Consider the following 19448-nt stretch of genomic DNA (forward strand, 5'->3'; position numbering starts at 1 on the left):
ACGGTCATTTTTTTCTTGGCCCGCTCATTTTTCGAGAGTAGCCTGTTCGATTATGCACCATAAACGAACCTTGGCGAGCTATACAAAGAATGATTTCATAAAACGCCCTGTCGCGCTTCGGGTTTATGATCTCTTGGAAACGGGTATCGATTTTGAAGCCCATCATCACAAATGGGGACAGCTGGCCTATACGGCAAAAGGGGTGGCCCTTGTTCAGACCGAGCAAGGCAGATGGCTTGTGCCGCCGGGACACGCTGTTTGGATCCCCGCGGAAAAAACGCACAGCATTAACATAAATGCCGCCGCCAAATTTTTTGTGCTTCATATTGATGCAGACAAAACGGGAAAAATGCCGCCCGACTGCTGCGTTTTAGAGGTTTCTCCCCTACTTGCGTCTCTTATCTCTCACGCAGAGAGCTTCCCGGCAAAATATGAACCTGAAACGCCGGAAAGCAGAATTATGGCTGTCATTCTGGATCAAATGCAAAGCGCTAAAACAGCGCCGTTGCTTCTGCCCTTACCGACGGATGATCGTTTGGTGAAACTTGTTTCCATTTTGATGAACGATCCAGCAGACACACGCGATTTACAAGATCTGTCCAGATCGATCGGAACCAGCGCCCGAAATCTGACCCGCCTATTTAAAAAAGAGACCGGCATGACGTTTGGAAAATGGCGCCAACAACGCCGGATCATGGCTGCGATCGAACTGCTCGCGGAAGAAAAAACAGTAACCGAAGTTGCCCTCGACATGGGCTATGAAAGTGTCAGCGCGTTTATTTCCGTATTCAAGCAGATTATTGGCGTAACCCCTTCGCGGTATTTCAAAAATGTAACCAGCGAATAGAGCGGAAAAATAAGAGAATAACAAAAGCAGGGAGATAAAAAATGTACGATTATATTGTCGTCGGAAGTGGATCAGGAGGATCCGTTGTTGCAAGCCGACTGTCAGAGGATCCATCCGTAAAAGTCTGTCTTTTGGAGGCCGGCGGCCCAGACAAAAGCATTTTGATCCATGCGCCGATTGGGACCGCCGTCATGTTACCAAGAAAAATCAACAACTGGGCCTTTGAAACCATACCCCAGCCTGGACTGAATAACCGAAAAGGGTACCAGCCGCGCGGGAAAACGCTGGGAGGCTCCAGTTCCATTAATGCCATGCTCTATGTGCGCGGCCATAAATGGGATTATGATCATTGGGCCAGCCTAGGAAATAACGGATGGTCCTATAAAGAGGTTCTTCCCTATTTTAAAAAGGCTGAGAATAATGAACGGGGTGAGGATGAGTATCATGGGATCGGCGGCCCTCTCAACGTTGCCAATTTAACCTCTCCCATGAAAATTGGAAATGTCTTCATGGATGCAGCAAAAGAACTGCAACTCCCAATCAATAACGATTTTAATGGGAACATACAGGAAGGGGTCGGCCCTTATCAAACCACCCAGAAAAATGGAGAAAGATGGAGTGCGGCCAAAGGGTATCTGACCCCCAATCTGAACCGCCCCAATTTGGACGTTATCCCCCATGCGACGGCGTCAAAAATTCTCTTTGAAGGGAAAAAAGCTGTCGGCATTCAATATCTTCAGGATGGTCAGACCAAAGAAATAAACGCTGGAAAGGAAGTGATCCTGTGCGGCGGCGCTTTTGCAACACCGCAACTACTGCTTCTATCTGGTGTCGGGCCTGAAAAGGCGATTAAACCGTTCGGCATTGACATGGTTCACGAACTACCGGGGGTAGGCGAAAACCTTCAGGATCATATTGACTATGTCAGCTCCTATCGATCCAACTCAGAAGATGTTCTTGGTATTAATCTGAAAGGTGCGAGCAAAGTCATTAAAGCAATCTTCGAATGGCGCAAACAACGAACAGGTCTTATAACAACACCCTTTGCGGAAATAGGTGCTTTTTTGAAAACCAGCCCCGAAAAAGAAATCCCGGACTACCAGTTACACCTGGTTATTGGTATGCTGGATGATCACGCCCGCAAAACAAATCTCGGCGGTGGTTTCAGTTGCCACTGTTGTGTTTTACGTCCCAAGAGCCGTGGAACAGTTGGCCTCAATAATACCAATCCGCTTTCCGCACCTCGTATTGATCCAAAGTTTTTGGATCACGAAGACGATGTCAAAACGCTTCTGGAGGGGGTTAAGGGAATGGAACGAATCCTGCACGCCCCTGCCTTTGATGCGTATCGCGGGGAGCCTCTGTACCCGGTAGATCTCGACGATGATGAATCCATTATAGATGCAATTCGAAATAAAGCGGATACAGTTTATCACCCGGTTGGTACCTGCAAGATGGGAACTGACGACATGGCTGTCGTCGATGCAGGATTAAAAGTCCGTGGACTTGAGGGATTAAGAATTGCCGACGCGTCAATTATGCCAACCCTTATTGGCGGCAATACCAACGCACCAACCATCATGATCGGCGAAAAAGCGTCTGATATGATAAAAGCAGACGCAGGCAAAGCAACAATAGCCGCCTGACAAATGGGCGATAAAGAAGACCAACAGATGGGCATTATTGCTCGTCTGTTACCAATCGAGCCTTGACCCCGGACAGGCAAGTCCTTCTAATAAGACTGAAATTCAGGCTCTACAAGGCACGCAATCGTATGTTCTTACAACTTTTTTCCGGAACTGTTTTAATCATTCTTTGTGTCATCAATCATGCCTTATGTCTTGAGCTATTACTCAGAAGAGTAAAAAGCCGCGGCCCCAGATGGGACTTGAAATATCCGGTTTTTGGTCATGTTGTGATCATGATCGTTGTGGTATTGGGGCTGTTCATGGCCCATACAATCGAAGCCTGGATCTGGGCTGGTTTCTATCGTCTGGTCGGCGAGACAACCTCCATGTCAGAAGCAGTTTATTTCTCCACCGTGACTTTCACAACGCTTGGTTATGGGGATGTTATTCTGTCTGAAGCCTGGCAATTAACGGCCTCTTTGCAAGCTGTTAGCGGCATCCTTCTTTTTGGGTGGAGTACGGCGTTTCTGGTGAATGTGAGAGGGTTCTTCTGGCGCAAGCATGGCATGATGCAGCCGTTGTCTCGCGACGATTAAAAAACCCTGCAAGAATTGCTCTTGCAGGGTTTGTCTTTCAAAAGAAAAAAGGTTAGCCATCCACGCGGTGAACAACCTGTTGAGGGAAAGGAATTGTAATTCCCTCTTTGTCGAAACCTTCTTTAAATGCTTTTGTCAGATCAAACTTCAAAGGCCAGTAGTCGCCCCCTTTACACCAGACACGCACTGTAAAGTTTACAGATGAATCCGCAAGCTCTGCCACAGCAATCATCGGCGCAGGATCTTTCATGCTCCGGGCGTCGGCAGCGATGATCGCGTGCATGACACTCATTGCCTTGTCCATATCGTCCTCATAAGCAATACCCATGATCAGATCGACGCGGCGTGTATCGTGGAAACTGAAGTTCTTGATCGCGCTTCCCCAGACACTGGCGTTGGGCAGGATAATCTGAACATTGTCCGGTGTGGAGAGCTCTGTCACAAAAAGGCCGACAGCTTTAACCGTCCCGCCATGGCCCGCGGCTTCAACATAATCGCCAACCCTTAATGGACGAAAGAACAGGAGCATGACGCCGCCAGCCACATTGGAAAGCGTACCCTGCAATGCCAAACCAATTGCAAGGCCCGCAGCACCCAAAACAGCGATCAAACTTGCTGTCTGAACACCAAACTGAGCCAGAACAAGCAGGATTGTCACGATCAGAATGGACATCCGAACAAGGCTGCACAGAAAATTAATGACAGTCGGGTCAACACCGCGCTTGGTCAACACGTTCAGAAGGGTTTTAGGTACCCTCTTCGATACGATATTGCCAATGATCAGGATGACAATCGCACCCAGGACTTCCAATCCATACGTCGTGACAATTGCCAGAACGTCTTGCATGAGCTCTTCCAGGTTCAGATTTTCCATCATATTACCCCTCTCCCCTATCTGGTCGTAAATTATCTCTTCTCTTATATTCTTTCAGCGTCTCATTTGACTGTCTACGAGATTTTGAAAAAACTGATGATCTAGTCTGCATAATTTTTGTCGTAATCGGCAGCGACCCCGTAATACGGATCTTCTAACACAGATATTTCGACAAGATTTCGCGCTTTATGGAGAAGTGCCTGACAGTCTTTGCTCAAATGGCGAAGATGCAGTTTCTTGCCTGCATTTGTGTATTTTTCAGCAAGCGAGTCAATGGACTGCAAACCTGAATGATCAACTACTCGAGAGTTTTTAAAATCGATGATAACGTCGTCTGGATCATTTTTCGGATCAAAAAGTTCTTGAAAACTGGCGACAGAACCAAAAAACAATGGCCCTTCCAGTTCATAGACTTTACTGCCCTCTTTATTGATACTGGTCCGGACATGTATCTTTTTTGCGCTTTCCCAAGCATAGACCAAGGCAGACACGATAACACCGGCGACAACAGCAACAGCAAGATCACTAACCACAGTAATCGCGGACACCAAAACAAGGACGAAGGCGTCTGACAACGGGATTTTATTGATAATTCTGAAACTGGACCAGGCAAACGTACCGATCACAACCATGAACATCACACCGACCAGCGCGGCCAATGGAATGCGTTCAATCAGCGGGGACGCAAATAGAATAAAGCACAACAGGAACAACGCTGCAGAAATACCGGATAACCGTTTCCGTCCGCCTGACGTCACATTGATCATACTTTGACCAATCATCGCACAACCACCCATGCCACCAAAAAAACCGGTTACTGTGTTGGCAACACCCTGGGCCACACATTCCTTACTGGCGCCGCCATGGGTTTCCGTAATCTCTGCAACCAGATTCAAGGTCAAAAGACTTTCAATCAGCCCAATTGCCGCCAGGATCAAAGAATATGGCAGAATGATCCAAAGTGTTTCCAATGTCAGCGGGATCATTGGAATGTGAAAATCAGGTAAACCACCGGCAATCGAAGCCAGATCACCAACAGTACTCACGTCAAGGTTCAAACCGATAACAAGAAAGGAAACCGCGCCAATGCCGATCAGGGGTGCCGGAATGGCCTTGGTCAGTTTAGGCATAAAGAATATGATCGCCATTGTAAGGGCAACGAGACCCAGCATTGTATAAAGGGGTGTCCCGGACAACCATTCCAATGCACCGTCTTCACCAACCACTTTGAATTGACCAAGCTGAGCAAGAAAAATAACAATCGCAAGGCCGTTCACAAAACCAAGCATCACAGGATGCGGCACCATACGGATAAACTTTCCAAGCCGGAAAATGCCCGCAAGGATCTGAAGAATGCCCATTAATACAACCGCACCAAACAGATATTCGACACCGTGCTGTGCGACAAGGCTCACCATGACAACCGCCAACGCGCCGGTTGCACCGGAAATCATGCCAGGACGGCCACCGATCAAGGCTGTAATTAACCCGACTATAAAGGCAGCATACAAACCCACAAGTGGATGAACACCCGCTACGAAGGCGAATGCCACGGCTTCCGGAACCAAAGCCAGTGCCACAGTCAAACCAGACAAAAGTTCAGTTTTAGTTCGGCCAAAAATTGTTTCGCCGCCCCCTGCTTTTAATCCTGTCGTTTTCACGTCCACGTCGTTCACCTCGGCTGACACAATAAAAAAGCGCACAGAAAATATGTGCGCTGCAACATAAAGATCGTTGTTCTATAGGAATATGAGATTTTTAGCCAGTATTTTAATGAATATCAGCCACGCGTAATTCGCATAATTCCAATCACATCACCTTCAAAACTGATTAAAAACGGCAGAAACCCTACATTGTGGAGGTATACTGCATTTTTTCAGTAGATCGGGCGACACAAATGACTGCTTGACTTTACATCTAAAAACCATCATACGGCTGGTGCGCTTGGATAAGGCGTCTTTTTCGCGGTTCTAAATTTAAGAGCCCGATCACATTATCAGGTTTAGTGAACAGTATTTCCGCGGCATTATTCAAGCCGCTGCTGGTTTGATCGTCCTTTTTCAAGACTGTCAGGGCCAGGCTGGGAAACACGGTTCCCGCCTTTTTGGCTTTAAAAATGCTTGGCTTTTGCCAGGCATCGTCTGTTAAAAGGACAGAATTGATGACAGTATTTTCGGATCTCAACTTAGTTGGGCCCCTTCTTCGTGCCGTGGAAAAACAGGGCTTCGAAACACCAACCCCTATTCAAAGTTCAGCAATCCCCCACCTGCTTGACAAGAAAGACCTGATGGGCATTGCTCAGACAGGCGGCGGAAAGACAGCGGCCTTTGTATTACCACTCCTGCAAAACCTGTCTCACGAACGCGTTCGTCCAAAGCCGAACAAACCGTCAGCCATTATTCTTGCGCCAACGCGTGAGTTAGCCGGTCAGATTGCAAAAAGCATTCAGCTTTTCACACGCGGCATCAAATTATTCCATACTGTTGTCTATGGCGGCGCCCCATATGGCCCTCAATTACAACAGCTTAGCCGGGGCGTGGACATTCTTGTCGCGACACCAGGGCGTCTTATGGATCATATGAAGCGCGGAACAGTACAACTGGACAATGTTCAGACCTTCATCCTGGATGAAGCCGACAGAATGCTGGATATGGGCTTTATTGATGACGTCACAGAAATTGCCGGGAAGCTTCCCGAAAATCATCAAACCGTAATGTTCTCGGCCACCATGAGCCCACAAATCAAGCATTTATCCAAAGAACTGCTTAATGATCCGGTTTATGTTGAAGCGCCACGCGAAACCGTCGTTGCCGGAACGATTGACCATTCAGTCCTGATGGTCAGCTATCAGCACAAAAAAGACCTGCTGATGCACCTTCTTGCCCAGGAAGGGAAAGAGCGGGTAATCGTTTTCGTGCGGACTAAAGCAACAACCGAAGCCCTGGCTGCTGATATTGAAGCTGAACTGGAAGGGGTTAAAGCCTCCGCCATTCACGGTGACATGCAGCAACGTGCCAGAGAGCGTACATTACGCGCATTTAAAAATGGTCGTTTCTCAATTTTGGTTGCAACGGATGTTGCAGCACGCGGTATCGATGTCAATGGCATTACCCATGTCATCAACTACGATCTACCAATGGAACCAGAGAATTACGTCCACCGCGTTGGCAGAACAGGTCGTGCCGGCGCGAAAGGAATTGCAATTTCATTGTGCGAACAGAGGGAAAGAAACCTCCTGCGCAATGTGGAGAAAGCTATTGAGCAACAAGTCAGAGTTGACAACGATCATCCCTTCCCAATGCCGGAACAAAAAAAGAAAAAGCATCGTCCAGGAGGACCTACCAAAAAAACGTTCGGAAAGGGGCCGAAAGCCTTCTCAAAGAACAAGGGTAAGCCAGGATTTAAGAATGCCAAACGGACCGGTGGAAAACCGAATGGAGCTCCTGGAAGAGCAGATGCTCGGCGTGCGAAACTTAAACGCGCCAGTTAAGCATTAGTTTCAGAAGCATTTATGAAATACCATTGACGCTTCTGTCCAATAAAGTCATCCTGTCTTTTCGACGTCAGGATGACTTTTTTTATGCCTCAACACCAAATCGAAAATTTAGAAATCGCGGCGCTTTATCAATCTTACCCGCAGAATGTACGCCACCAGCTTTTGTCCATCAGACATACGATTTTTGAGCTTTCGAATAGCTCGGACGAAATCGGGGAAATTTTTGAAACACTAAAATGGGGCTATCCCAGTTACGAAACGAAGCGACCTAGAACGGGAACGCCCATTCGCCTGCAATGGCTACCAAAAAAATCACAATATGGTATTTTTGTTCATTGCCAAACAGATCTTATCGCACGCTTTCGACAAGACCATGTGGAACAGGAATTTGATAAAAACCGGGGGATCCTGTTTTCTGAAAAGGCAGCCTTTCCAAAGGAAACAATTCGGAATTTCCTGTATCAGGCACTGACCTATCACAAAAACAAAGACAATTACTTGTCCCTTAAATAACCCAGATTTTGGCGGAGAATTGAACGGGCCTGCTGCACCCGTTTACGGGCATTGTCATTAGAAATATTAAGGGCTGCGGCAATATCATCATATTCTTCACCTTTGACCAGTCGCATGACCAAAGGAACCTTCAGTTTTTCCGGTAACTCCTTAATCGCACCGACAAGGCATCGTCCCAGCTCTGAATTTAACAATTCAGCCTCGGGTGTCAGTTCCACATTTTCAACAGTACTGGTATCGATTTCGACAATCTCTTTTATTTTATCGCCCAGCCGCGATCTTCTTTTGTTGGCGCGATGGATGTCGATACAGATATTATGTAAAAGCCTTGCGAACCACGCCCTTTCGTTCGTAATCTGAGCCGCATTCTCCTTATATTTCTCAAATGCTCTCAATGTTGCGACACTAAGGGCATCCTCAGCGTCCGATGCACTGACATTCATCCAGATCAGACTAAGGCGCCTTAGATATTCACGGTGATTGTTCCAAGCCGTCCAGAAACAGGGGCCGTCTTCAACATTTGATCCTGCGTCCAACCCGGTTTGGATTTCCACAACCAAGGCAACCGCAGGTATCGCAGCCCCTGGCAAGTTTATATTTTCGCCTTCAAACGTACCGAATTTTCGAACCGATGATTGAGAGTGGCTCTTGGAAGGATTGACTGAAGCAGATTGACCGAGATTACAGGACACAACTAGGATCTCCTCAACAAAATTATATCCTTAAAGTTGAACAACTTTCTTTAAAGATGCGTATAAGTTTCGTTTAGTAGACTTAAGTTGTGAAATGCACTTTTAAAGTGTTTTTTTACATTTATTTACACTCATAAATTATTTGCGAATAAAGATAAGTAACTTATAAATAAAAAGAACACGTTCTATAAAATACCCGTGTATTTTTTCCATTGATTAAGTAAAAAATGCCAATAAATATTTTTTATTTTGAGGCGTATAAATAATGGTTGAGTCAAATACATCAAATATTGATCTGAATAGAAACTTTTCTTCTATACGAACAAATGAAGTTACAGAATCTGTTATTGCTCTAAACCAGATTGTATTAGGCAGTGCAGCACCAACGGCAATGGCCGGCATTCAAATTGCCATGGCCCACGCGAACGGGGTTGGCGCACAAAATCTGGTGGCCTGCCAGCAGCATCTTAACATAATGGGGGCAGCGGCGGTTGCCGCAGGAACAGGCACCATGTTGTGGGAAGGACTGACCCGCAACGTTGATAATATCACCATCAATGACCGCCTGAAATACTGGCAGGAACTGATGACAATTGCGACCGGCGCCGCGGCTCCTGCAGCAAAAGAAGACCCGGATAAAAACACAGGGACAACGGAAGAAGCTTAACCGGGCGATCAAAGCCTGAATAATTTTTCTTATTCCATTTAACGACTGGAAATTAGTATTATGTCCGATGACAACGATAAGAAGTCAAAAACAAAACCCATGCCTTTTTCCCTCGGAAACACAGAAGAATCCCCTTCTTTTGCGATGGGCCTTTTATATCAGTTTGCAGCTCACTCCTCTGGCCTAGCCCTGGAAAATGCGACAATCAACGCAAATGTGCTGAATAGTGTGAGCACCGCAAACGGAGCCGCACTTTCAGCGCTTAAAAACGCTGAAGCGGCTGTGTTAAGCTCACAGAAAACAACAATTGGGGAATCCTATAACGCCCAAACGGCTGCCATCACACAGGCGCTGAATTCCCAGACGAATACCGCCGTGACAGGTTTGAACGCTGTCTCCAATGCAGGAGCGACGGCCCTTGCTGCGCAAACAAGTCAGGAAATCGCGGGCATTACAGCTGATGCCATCGCCGCAACGGCTGTTGCGATGGATAGCATCGTCAAGAAAATGGGGGGTTAAAGGTCCCTAAGTCAGGATGATCGGGGCACCTTTGGTAATGATCAGTGTATGTTCATATTGTGCTGACGGTGCCCCATCGATTGTCAGAAGCGTCCAACCATCCTCGCCCTCCCGATATTCACCAATACCAGGGGTCAAAAAGGGCTCGATTGTGATAACCAACCCTTCCTGAAGCGATTTTCTGGAACTGGTTTGAAACCGGTTATGAACTTCCGGGGGTTCGTGAATATTGCGCCCCACACCATGCCCGACAAGACCGTCAATAATCTCAAACCCGCCTTTTATCGCCGTTTGCTCGACCGCTCGGCCGATAGCATTAATTGGCTGGCCTGCTTTTGCGGCACCGATCCCCGCGTTCAGGGCCTTCTTGGTTGTGTCACATAATTTTTGCAAATGGGTGTCAATTTTCCCAACGGCGATGGATCTACCAGAATCTGCCCAATATCCTTTTCTTTCTGCAGAAACGTCAATATTCACCAATTCCCCTTCTTGCAGAATTCGAGGCCCAGGAATGCCATGAGCCGCTTCATCAGCAACACTTATGCAACTGTAACCGGGAAAATTATAGGCAAGCTTGGGGGCAGAACGCGCGCCATGCAGGGATAACAGCTCTCCGACTTTATGGTCAAGTTCCAGGGTACTGACACCGGGCCGGACCAGTGTTTCCATTTCATCCAGAATAATTCGGATTATACTTCCGACTTCCTTCAAACCTTTAAAGTCCTGATCTGTCCGCGCAATCATTTTATTATTTGCCACATCTCTTTGTATGTCATTCAACACATTGATATTTTTGAGAATTTTCTAAAATCATCGTAACATCTGAATGCGATTTTTCGCATAAAAAAAAAGAAAATGCCTCATTTCTTTCACATTTTCTCAAAAATAACCGTCTTTCCGCTGTCGAATGAGAAACATTTCGCATTCAGTTTAATCTGAATAACAAAGGAAACCGGCATGGCGAAGGATACACCCGTAAACAGTCAAATTACTGATGCAGTGAGCCAAAGTAATCTGACTGTCCTAGGATCGGCTCCCGCACAATCTATGGCGACCGCATATCAGGTTCTTGCCCAATCGATTGGCGTGGCCATGCAAAATGCCGTTTCCAACCAGCAGAATATGAACACGATTGATTCTGCCATTGTTTCTCAGGGCATCAGCCTTTTGTTCAATCTGGACGGAGCGGCTGACGCCAGTTCTGTAAAGAATGTCATCGTCAGCAACTCCGATGATGAAGTTCTTTCTACCCTGCAGGCGCTTCTCAGTGAACTGAAGGCTGCCAAAACACCGCCATCGGAATAACCCGCGACAGGTCATCCTGATTTTCAATTTTTAGTTTAAGGAGTTACGAGAATGCCCGGCGATACACCAGTAAACAGCCAAATCACGGATTCAATTACCCAAGCAAACGTTACCAACCTTGCCGAGGCCCCTGCGGTTTCCATGGCCAATACCTACCAGGTCTTTGGTCAGGTCGTCGGTGCCAGCATGCAAAACGCGGTAGCCAACCAACAGGGCGCTGCAACCATTGACCTTGCTGTCACAACCCAGGGCACAAGTGTTCTTTATAACCTTGGTGCGTCCACTGCGGCGAAAGCAACCTCAGAGGTTCTGTCAGGTAACCCGGTTGCAGAATCAATCACGGCTCTACAGGCCGCCGCAGCTGGCTTTTAAGGGTAGCAACCAAGTTTAGATTATTTATTTAAAGGAGTGCCAACATGGCGGAGAATACGTGGATGAACAGCCAAGTCACAGATGCGGTCACGCAGTCCAATGTTAAAGTTCTGGGTGATGCCCCAGCGGAATCAATGGGCATGCTTTACCAGATGCTTGCACAAAGCACGGGTATGTCCATGCAGAACATGGTTGCAAACCAGCAGCATAAGAACTCTATCGATTCTGCTGTTGTAACAGGTGCCGTAACGGTTCTGTACACCCTGGATACGGCAACAACAGGCAAGGCAACACAGGAAATCCTGAGTGGCAGCCCGGTTGCCGAATCCATGGCATCCCTGAAAGGTGTAATGGCAGCTTTCAACAAACCTAACCCGAACTCACCAGCATTTGGTTCTTAGATCGGTCTCCAACGGAGGTGGCCGCATGGCCACCTCCCTCTGAATCTCACAAATCGGGCGATAACGACGTCTCGTTACTGTAATTCGGAAATCAATCGTCAAGGATGGACTTAAGATGACAACAAAAACTAGTGATGGCTCTGTAAAATCGGTGAACAGCCAGATAACCGATGCTGTGACCCAATCCAACATGATTGCCACGGGCATGTCTGCGGCTCACTCTATGGGCACGTTATATCAGACGATCGCACAATCAATTGGAACATCTGCCCAAAACGCGGTGTCAAACCAGCAAAACGCCAACAGCGTCAATCTGGCGGCCTTGTCGCAGAACATCCAGTTGATCCTGCAAAATGCGCAACCAAAAACAATCGTGCAGCCCATTATCGTTCAGGCTCCGCCTGTTGAAACCAAATCAGCGACAAAGAGCTGAACCACTCTTTAAGAGACGCGCTCTCCTTCAGTATCCGGCAACAGGAGTAAGGGAATGACAGAAGAAAATTATGTAAACAGCCAAGTTACAGATGCTATTTCCCAAACAAGTATGAAAGTTGTCGGCGAAGCCCCCGCTGAAGCAGTTGGAATGCTCTATCAGCAGATGGCACATAGTATCGGTCTGGCCTTACAAAATGTCATTGCACAGCAGCAACATAGTTATTCCATTCATAACGCTATTACGCTGGCTGCATCCCGTCAATTGTTGACAACAGACCCTATGGCGGCGGCAAAAGCATCACAGGATCTAATCTCTGGTAGCGCCGTGACGGACAATCTTGCTGCCCTGCAGGCCGTCGTGAGCGAAATGAGTAAATAAGCGCCGGGCAACGCATCTGAAACGATGCCGGTTTGGCTCTTGAATAGTAATTTGTAACCGCGGAACACCTGGCTCATGGAACGAAAGCATCACTCCCTGACAGAAATTTACGAAATTCTTCAACAAATAGAGGATGGCTTGCCAATTGATGTGGCGGCAGAGCAATTTGGCATCTCGAAGGCCACGCTGTATCGCTGGAAAAAGAAAGCTTTGGCCTCTGATAACACGGAGTTAAAAAAGCTGGCCCGGATCACGGACGAAAATAACCGCCTGAAAAATCTTCTCGCCGATGCCGCGCTTGAAATTCACGCTCTTAAAGAAAAATTGCAACAGACACTTTAAGGCAGCCTAAAAACATTGCCTTCTTTCAGACCCCCTCTATAAAGGGGGTATGTCGAGTAAACCTACCCAGATATTGCAATCCGTTTTTGGTTATCCAGAATTTCGCGGCCAGCAAGAAGCCGTAATCGAGCACGCCCTCGCCCGACGGGATGCCTTGGTTTTAATGCCGACAGGGGGTGGTAAATCCCTGTGCTATCAAATTCCAGCCTTATGTATGGACGGTGTAACGATTGTTATCTCTCCCCTTATTGCACTTATGCAAAATCAGGTGGAAGCCCTTAAACAATTGGGTGTTGCGGCGGCAGCATTGAACTCGTCTCATGCCATGCAAGAACAACGTGCAGTTCTGAATGCCCTGACAAACGGCGAATTGAAACTCCTTTACATTGCGCCTGAAAGGCTTTTCGCCAACGGATTTCTAGACTTTCTGGAAAGTTTGAACATTGCCCTTTTTGCTATTGATGAGGCCCATTGTGTTTCCCAGTGGGGTCACGATTTCAGACCAGAATATCTTAGGCTGTCCGTGTTGCACGACCGTTTTCCAAACGTTCCCAGACTAGCACTGACAGCGACCGCAGACAGCCCGACACAAAAAGACATCATTGAACGATTAAATCTGCACTACGGAACCGTTTACAAATCTGGTTTTGACCGGCCGAACATTCAGTACCACCTGATTGAAAAAAAGAACGGTTTCTCGCAATTTCTGGACTTCATCCAGAACAATCATCCAGACGATGCCGGGATCATATATTGCCTGTCGCGCAAGAAAGTCGAGACCGTCGCAGCCAAACTGCAAGAAAAAGGCTTTCGGGCTCTCCCCTATCATGCGGGCCTCTCCAACGAAGTGCGGGCGAAAAACCAGGAACGCTTCATTAAAGAAGAAGGGATCATCGTTGTCGCAACAGTTGCCTTTGGCATGGGGATTGATAAGCCGGATGTCCGCTATGTAGCGCATCTTGATCTGCCCAAAAATCTTGAAGCCTATTATCAGGAAACGGGCCGGGCAGGCAGGGATGGATTGGCTGCGACGGCGTGGCTTGCATTTGGTCATCAGGACATTATTAAAATTCAACAGCTGTTAGGCGGAAACTCAACGCCCGAACAACAGAAGATTGAGCAACAAAAATTCTCCTCACTTCTTTATTATTGTGAAACGCTGGATTGTCGGCGACGGATTCTGCTGGACTATTTCGGCGAAACGCTTGAGGAAGATTGCGGAAATTGCGACAACTGCCTATCGCCCCCGGAAATTCAGGATGGCACTGAAGCCGCCCAAATGGCGTTATCATGCATCTATCGAACCGGGCAGATATTTGGAAGCGGCCATATCATTGATGTTTTAATGGGTGCAGATACTGACAAAATCAAACGGGCCAACCATGACAACCTGCCTGTATATGGCAAAGGAACCTTTTATACCCGCCCAGAATGGCAAACCCTAATTCGGCAATTGCTCTCTTTGGCTTATATTTCTGCAGATACAGAAGGATATGGCAGTCTCTCTCTTAATGAGAAATGTAGAGCCCTTCTAAAGGGACAGGAAGTCTTCTCGGTGCGGAAATTTAGCCGGAACCGTAAAAAGCAGAAAGTTAAATCCGAAATTACGTTATCAACCGACGCAGACACCGCCCTTTTTCATCGCCTCAAAGCCCTCAGGCTGGATCTTGCAAAAAGTCAGAATATCCCGCCATACGTTATCTTTCATGATCGAACACTGATTGAAATTACAACCAACAAACCGGCAAACCTAACCGAATTTGGCGAGCTTGCCGGGGTCGGCGCGGTAAAAAAGGAAAAATACGGACCTGTTTTTTTGGAACTTCTGAACAGCGAATAAAAAAACGTTTCCCAAACAACGGAAACGTTTTTTTCAATAGTCTGGGTGGAAACGATTAACTGGCCAGTTTTGACAGGGCTGCTTCCACCGTTTTCCGGCTGTTACTATTTTCACTCTCAATCGAAGACAATCCATCAAGAATAGAACTGATCTCTTCATTTTGCTGATCACTGATCGAGTTATTTGTAACCAGCGAATTGGCCGTCCGCCCAATATATTCGATCAACTCATCCATTGAACTTACCGTTTCCTGCATGGTTTCCCGGCCTTTTTCCACGGCACTCGTCCCACTATCCATTGACGCGATAATCACACCGATTTCTTCAGTTAATCGGTTAATCCGCTGGCGGATATCATCTGTCGCTTTTGCTGTCTGCGTTGAAAGGCTTTTCACTTCTCCCGCAACAACGGCAAAGCCTTTGCCTGCTTCACCCGCACGCGCCGCTTCAATCGTTGCGTTTAGAGCCAGCAAGTTGGTTTGCGACGCAATATCTTCAATTGACTGAACCATACCCGCTATTTGCTTGGATGCTTCTGTAAGTGCACCAATGCTATCCGTGGCTCGTCCAACGGCAGAGGCGATTTCTTCCATATTCTGAGCAGTTTGATTAACGATCTGACGGCTGCGCGCAGCTGAGCCTTGCGCATCTTCAGCGCTTTTCTTGGCTTCATTCCGGTTCTCGCGGACCTGCCCAATCGAGGTGCGCACCATTTCGACAGACTGTTGGATAGTACGGGTCTGCTCGGCAATACCCTCTGAATTAACGACAACATTCTTCAAATTGTTAACGGTATTCAGAAGTTCCCCCTTATTAGTATTTTCCCCTGATGTTTCATTTACTGTAAAATCGTTCACGATGATCCCCCACTCCGATCCTGACGACCCTATGAATGCATAGCGAGGGCCGCCGTGTTATTTTGAGGGATTAACGTAAGTCGGAGTGGTTAACAATCCGTAACGATAGAGAATAACGAAATCAAAAATTCTCTTTATGGTTTTGCATCGTTGAGTGAACTTTTCATTCCGTTCAGAATATGGGAAAAAATCGTCAACAAGTTCTGCTTCAGATCAACTCTAAACGGGGCCAGTTCCGGGTGTTCCAATACTTTTGCAAGAACCGGCGAAGGATCAGACATCTGCCCCAATCCAACGACAAGGCAGTGCAGGGTAGACAAAACTTCAAGCCCCTGCCCCGCCATCAAAAATGGTAAGGCCCGCTCGATCAGTTGGGCGGTTTGCTCTGATCTGGCTTTTAAATACATCTTGAAAGCAAAAGCTTCCTCATATGAAATATTTTTTTCAAGCACCAAATGAAGCAGCGTAATGAGACGGAGCATTACTTGCCTGTCGTCAAGCGTCTCGAGGATCACCGACACAAAACGGTCAATCGACATGTCCGACTGGCGTTCTGTCAATGAGACATCCACCCGGTCCAGCCAGACAGTTATTTCTTCTGTCGACAACGCTAGAAAGATCTCTTCCTTGGTTTTGAAGTAAAGATAGACTGTTCCCTTGGCCAATCCCGACCGTTTGGCAATCGTTGCCATACTAACATCGAAGAAACCCGCTTCCATAAACAAAGATCGAGCCGCGTGCAAAATCGCGTCCCGCCTTGCTTCCTTTTGGCGTTCGTTAGTCGCCCTTTTGACAGACATGTCACCCATACTCAATACCTTGAATTTTTCACGGCACTATCTCCTGAAATGCCAAGGAAATAAATACATAATCACGATTACCCTGCAATACTTGACAAAAGATAGCAGATATTATCATATTATGACCAGCGGTCATTTAAATTGATATTGGACAAAATATGCTGACTCTCTCAATCAATGGAACCATTCAGAATGTGGATGTCGAGGCCGACACCCCCCTGTTATGGGTTATTCGGGATACAGTTAAACTTACTGGCACTAAATTTGGTTGTGGTGTCGCCGCTTGCGGCGCTTGCACCGTCCATATTGACGGAGAACCGGTACGCTCCTGCTCCTATCCGGTAAGTGCCGCTGTAGGATCCGAGATTACAACAATTGAAGGCATTTCTGACGGTACCGTCACGGCCGTTCAGCAAGCCTGGATTGACGAACAGGTCCCACAATGCGGGTATTGCCAGTCAGGCATGGTCATGGCGGTAACCGCTTTGCTACGCGACAACCCGGAGCCAAGTGACGAAGATATCGATGACGCGGTGACAAATATATGCCGATGCGGCACCTATCCACGTATCCGAAAAGCTATTCATGCTGCGGCCAAACAACAGTCGGGATCATAAATCATGGCAAAATTGCTGACACGTAGAAAGTTTCTTATTGCTGGCGCTCTGGTCGGTGGCGGGATCGCAATCGGATACGGGCTGCGGGATGAAAAACCCGCAAATGCCGCGCTAAAAGCGACGACCGGCCAAGGCGAATTTGCCCTGAACGCCTATGTAAAAATTGACAAAGAGGGTCAAATTACCATTGCAATACCGCAGGCTGAAATGGGCCAAGGCATCTTTACGGCCCTTGCAATGCTAGTCGCTGAGGAACTGGAAGTATCGCTAGATCAAATCACAGCCGAACCCGCACCAATTGATCCGGTTTACGCCAATGTCGTCGCGCTGATGGACAGCCTTCCCTTTTCAGATGCCCATCATAAGGGCGAAGCCACTATCGGTGCTTGGGGGATGAAGAATGTGGGCGAAATGCTTGGCTTGCAAGCGACTGGTGGCAGCACAAGTGTTCGGAATTCATGGCAGCCGATGCAACAGGCTGGTGCGACTGCGCGCGAAATGCTGATCGCAGGTGCCGCCAGCAAGTGGGGCGTTTCTGCAAAAGAGTGCGAAGCAAAATCGGGAACCATTCGCCATGCCGCTTCCGGAAAATCAGCCCCCTATGCAGACATTGTTGAATTTGCGGCAAAGCAGCCTCTACCGTCGAATATCCCGCTAAAAAACAAAGGCAATCGCCGGGTTATTGGCACGTCTCAAAAACGGTTGGACATTCCCGGGAAGGTAGATGGCAGCGCCCTTTTTGGCGTGGATATTGAGCTTCCGGAAATGGCCTATAGTGCGGTGAAGCTTTCTCCTGTTTTTGGCGGAACTGTTGCATCTTGGGACCCTGAAGCTATAAAATCCATGCCCGGCTTCATCAAGGCCGTAAAATTTGAAACGGGCGTTGCAGTCATTGCAGACAGTTTCTGGCGCGCAAAAAAAGCGGTCGAGGCATTGCCTGTTGAATTTAACGACGGTGAACACCGGGCCCTATCCACGCAAATGGTCTTTGATGCGTATGAAAAAGGACTAAACAGTTCTGACGGACGTTCATACGCCGAAAGCGGCGATGTTCTTGCTGAAATCGGTTCGAATTCAAACGTTGTTTCCGCGCGCTATAAAGCACCTTTTCTTGCGCATGCCTGCATGGAGCCAATGAATTGTACGGCGCGGGTGGATGATAATTCTGTTGAGATATGGGCACCGAACCAATCCCCAACACTCGCCGCCTGGTTTGCTGAGAAAGTTGCAGATGTGCCCGCCGAAAATGTCAAAGTGAATTCAACATTTTTGGGGGGTGGTTTTGGACGTCGCATTGAAATTGATTATGTCGTTATGGCCGTTACGATTGCCAAAGAACTGCCCGGACGTCCTGTAAAACTCGTCTGGACCCGTGAAAACGACATCCAGCACGACATGTATCGTCCTGCTGCAATGGCCGACTTCAAGGCAACACTGAACAATGGTGGAACCATTAATGGCTGGCATACCCGGTTGGCAAGCCCTTCTGTTGCACGCTCCTTTACCGAAAGGCTTCTACCTTGGGCCGGGGCGGATATGCCTGACAACACAACAGCCGAAGGGGCAGCTGATATTGCCTATCAATTCCCGCATATGCTTGTCGAACATTTTCCGACCCAGATCCCCGTTCCCGTTGGCTTCTGGCGAAGTGTTGGCCATTCCTACAATGGTTTTTTCACTGAGAGCTTTATGGACGAAATGGCCGTTGCTGCTAAACAGGATCCCATTGATTTTCGGTTATCCCATCTTGGAAACCATCCCGATTATTCAGATGTCCTGAAAAAGCTGAAACAGGTCAGTGGATGGCAAAAACCCCTTGGAGAAAACCGGGGACGCGGCGTCGCCCTTCATGAATCCTTCGGCACAATCGTCGGGCAGGTCGTTGAAATAACAATGCTTGACGATCAGACGATCAAGATTGACAAGGTTTATTGTGTTGTTGACTGCGGTGAAGTTGTTAATCCTGATACTGTCGCCGCTCAAATGGAAAGTGCTATAATATTTGGCCTGACAGCCGCTTTATTTGGCGAGATTACCCTTAAAGATGGGCGCGTCGAGCAGAGTAACTTTCCAGATTACGAAATGATGCAGCTGGCTCATTGTCCGGATATTGAAGTTCATCTCGCGCCCTCTGGTCGTCCATTGGGGGGGATCGGAGAGCCGGGGACACCACCTATCGCGCCTGCCCTTACAAACGCAATTTTCAATGCATCGAAAACCAGAATACGGGAACTGCCGATCACTAAATCAGGTTTTTCTGTCTGAGTAT

Annotated in this window: 22 protein-coding genes; 16 read left to right on the forward strand and 6 right to left on the reverse strand. The window is 47.6% G+C overall.

The window, feature by feature from the left end:
• Window positions 1-52: 52 nt before the first annotated feature.
• The 3 genes from OIR97_RS11880 (at window position 53) to OIR97_RS11890 (ending at window position 3071) form a co-directional block, all read left to right on the forward strand.
• Complete coding sequence (locus OIR97_RS11880) at window positions 53-847, forward strand: AraC family transcriptional regulator (protein WP_169545930.1); 795 nt, start codon at window positions 53-55, stop codon at window positions 845-847.
• 41 nt (window positions 848-888) lie between these two features.
• Window positions 889-2493, forward strand: coding sequence for a GMC family oxidoreductase (locus OIR97_RS11885; protein WP_169545931.1), 1605 nt, complete (start codon window positions 889-891; stop codon window positions 2491-2493).
• A 128-nt stretch (window positions 2494-2621) separates the two neighbouring features.
• The gene (locus OIR97_RS11890) at window positions 2622-3071 is read left to right on the forward strand and encodes a potassium channel family protein (RefSeq protein WP_219821756.1); all 450 of its coding nucleotides are present in this window, start codon (window positions 2622-2624) and stop codon (window positions 3069-3071) included.
• 52 nt (window positions 3072-3123) lie between these two features.
• Here OIR97_RS11890 and OIR97_RS11895 read toward each other — a convergent pair whose 3' ends face one another.
• Window positions 3124-3948 carry a mechanosensitive ion channel family protein gene (locus tag OIR97_RS11895; RefSeq protein ID WP_219821757.1) on the reverse strand — a complete coding sequence of 275 codons (825 nt, stop codon included), beginning with the start codon at window positions 3946-3948 and terminating at the stop codon, window positions 3124-3126.
• 98 nt (window positions 3949-4046) lie between these two features.
• Window positions 4047-5606: a SulP family inorganic anion transporter gene (locus OIR97_RS11900; RefSeq protein ID WP_343052846.1), complete on the reverse strand. Its 1560-nt coding sequence runs from the start codon at window positions 5604-5606 to the stop codon at window positions 4047-4049.
• Between the two features lie 500 nt (window positions 5607-6106).
• Between OIR97_RS11900 and OIR97_RS11905 the strand changes: the two genes are divergently transcribed.
• Both OIR97_RS11905 and OIR97_RS11910 read left to right on the forward strand, forming a co-directional pair.
• Entirely contained in the window at window positions 6107-7435 is a 1329-nt protein-coding gene (locus OIR97_RS11905) for a DEAD/DEAH box helicase (protein ID WP_169545932.1), read from the forward strand.
• A gap of 90 nt (window positions 7436-7525) precedes the next feature.
• On the forward strand, window positions 7526-7954 hold the full coding sequence (locus tag OIR97_RS11910; RefSeq protein ID WP_169545933.1) for a hypothetical protein: 429 nt from the start codon (window positions 7526-7528) through the stop codon (window positions 7952-7954).
• On the opposite strand, the gene OIR97_RS11915 is transcribed toward OIR97_RS11910, so the two are convergent.
• Window positions 7936-8646, reverse strand: coding sequence for an RNA polymerase sigma factor (locus OIR97_RS11915; RefSeq protein WP_169545934.1), 711 nt, complete (start codon window positions 8644-8646; stop codon window positions 7936-7938). The two genes, OIR97_RS11910 and OIR97_RS11915, sit on opposite strands and share 19 nt — an antisense overlap.
• Window positions 8647-8911: 265 nt before the next feature.
• Between OIR97_RS11915 and OIR97_RS11920 the strand changes: the two genes are divergently transcribed.
• Window positions 8912-9313, forward strand: a complete 402-nt coding sequence (locus OIR97_RS11920; protein ID WP_169545935.1) for a RebB family R body protein — start codon at window positions 8912-8914, stop codon at window positions 9311-9313.
• A 60-nt stretch (window positions 9314-9373) separates the two neighbouring features.
• A complete protein-coding gene (locus OIR97_RS11925) occupies window positions 9374-9832 on the forward strand; it encodes a RebB family R body protein (protein ID WP_219821758.1) in 459 nt (152 codons plus the stop codon).
• Window positions 9833-9838: 6 nt separating this feature from the next.
• Here OIR97_RS11925 and map read toward each other — a convergent pair whose 3' ends face one another.
• Window positions 9839-10576 carry a type I methionyl aminopeptidase gene (gene map / locus OIR97_RS11930; protein ID WP_169545936.1) on the reverse strand — a complete coding sequence of 246 codons (738 nt, stop codon included), beginning with the start codon at window positions 10574-10576 and terminating at the stop codon, window positions 9839-9841.
• A gap of 213 nt (window positions 10577-10789) precedes the next feature.
• Here map and OIR97_RS11935 point away from each other — a divergent pair, with 213 nt between their 5' ends.
• The 7 genes from OIR97_RS11935 to recQ all read left to right on the forward strand — a co-directional run bounded on the left by OIR97_RS11935 (window position 10790) and on the right by recQ (window position 14906).
• The gene (locus tag OIR97_RS11935) at window positions 10790-11137 is read left to right on the forward strand and encodes a RebB family R body protein (protein ID WP_169545937.1); all 348 of its coding nucleotides are present in this window, start codon (window positions 10790-10792) and stop codon (window positions 11135-11137) included.
• A gap of 51 nt (window positions 11138-11188) precedes the next feature.
• On the forward strand, window positions 11189-11509 hold the full coding sequence (locus OIR97_RS11940; protein ID WP_169545938.1) for a RebB family R body protein: 321 nt from the start codon (window positions 11189-11191) through the stop codon (window positions 11507-11509).
• A gap of 44 nt (window positions 11510-11553) precedes the next feature.
• Complete coding sequence (locus OIR97_RS11945) at window positions 11554-11910, forward strand: RebB family R body protein (RefSeq protein WP_169545939.1); 357 nt, start codon at window positions 11554-11556, stop codon at window positions 11908-11910.
• 115 nt (window positions 11911-12025) lie between these two features.
• Window positions 12026-12343 (forward strand): RebB family R body protein, encoded by a 318-nt coding sequence (locus OIR97_RS11950; protein WP_169545940.1) that lies wholly within the window; start codon window positions 12026-12028, stop codon window positions 12341-12343.
• A gap of 54 nt (window positions 12344-12397) precedes the next feature.
• On the forward strand, window positions 12398-12724 hold the full coding sequence (locus OIR97_RS11955; protein WP_169545941.1) for a RebB family R body protein: 327 nt from the start codon (window positions 12398-12400) through the stop codon (window positions 12722-12724).
• A gap of 75 nt (window positions 12725-12799) precedes the next feature.
• Window positions 12800-13066: a transposase gene (locus OIR97_RS11960; protein WP_169545942.1), complete on the forward strand. Its 267-nt coding sequence runs from the start codon at window positions 12800-12802 to the stop codon at window positions 13064-13066.
• A 49-nt stretch (window positions 13067-13115) separates the two neighbouring features.
• Window positions 13116-14906 carry a DNA helicase RecQ gene (gene recQ / locus OIR97_RS11965; protein WP_169545943.1) on the forward strand — a complete coding sequence of 597 codons (1791 nt, stop codon included), beginning with the start codon at window positions 13116-13118 and terminating at the stop codon, window positions 14904-14906.
• A 55-nt stretch (window positions 14907-14961) separates the two neighbouring features.
• Here recQ and OIR97_RS11970 read toward each other — a convergent pair whose 3' ends face one another.
• Together OIR97_RS11970 and OIR97_RS11975 are read right to left on the reverse strand one after the other, a co-directional pair.
• Window positions 14962-15762, reverse strand: a complete 801-nt coding sequence (locus tag OIR97_RS11970) for a methyl-accepting chemotaxis protein (RefSeq protein WP_267177719.1) — start codon at window positions 15760-15762, stop codon at window positions 14962-14964.
• A 134-nt stretch (window positions 15763-15896) separates the two neighbouring features.
• Window positions 15897-16571, reverse strand: coding sequence for a TetR/AcrR family transcriptional regulator (locus OIR97_RS11975; RefSeq protein WP_169545944.1), 675 nt, complete (start codon window positions 16569-16571; stop codon window positions 15897-15899).
• Window positions 16572-16720: 149 nt separating this feature from the next.
• Here OIR97_RS11975 and OIR97_RS11980 point away from each other — a divergent pair, with 149 nt between their 5' ends.
• Both OIR97_RS11980 and OIR97_RS11985 read left to right on the forward strand, forming a co-directional pair.
• Window positions 16721-17179, forward strand: coding sequence for a (2Fe-2S)-binding protein (locus OIR97_RS11980; RefSeq protein WP_169545945.1), 459 nt, complete (start codon window positions 16721-16723; stop codon window positions 17177-17179).
• Window positions 17180-17182: 3 nt separating this feature from the next.
• Window positions 17183-19444: a xanthine dehydrogenase family protein molybdopterin-binding subunit gene (locus OIR97_RS11985; RefSeq protein WP_169545946.1), complete on the forward strand. Its 2262-nt coding sequence runs from the start codon at window positions 17183-17185 to the stop codon at window positions 19442-19444.
• Window positions 19445-19448: the final 4 nt, after the last annotated feature.

It is taken from the genome of Sneathiella aquimaris (genome assembly GCF_026409565.1).
GTDB classification, from domain to species: Bacteria; Pseudomonadota; Alphaproteobacteria; order Sneathiellales; family Sneathiellaceae; genus Sneathiella; species Sneathiella aquimaris.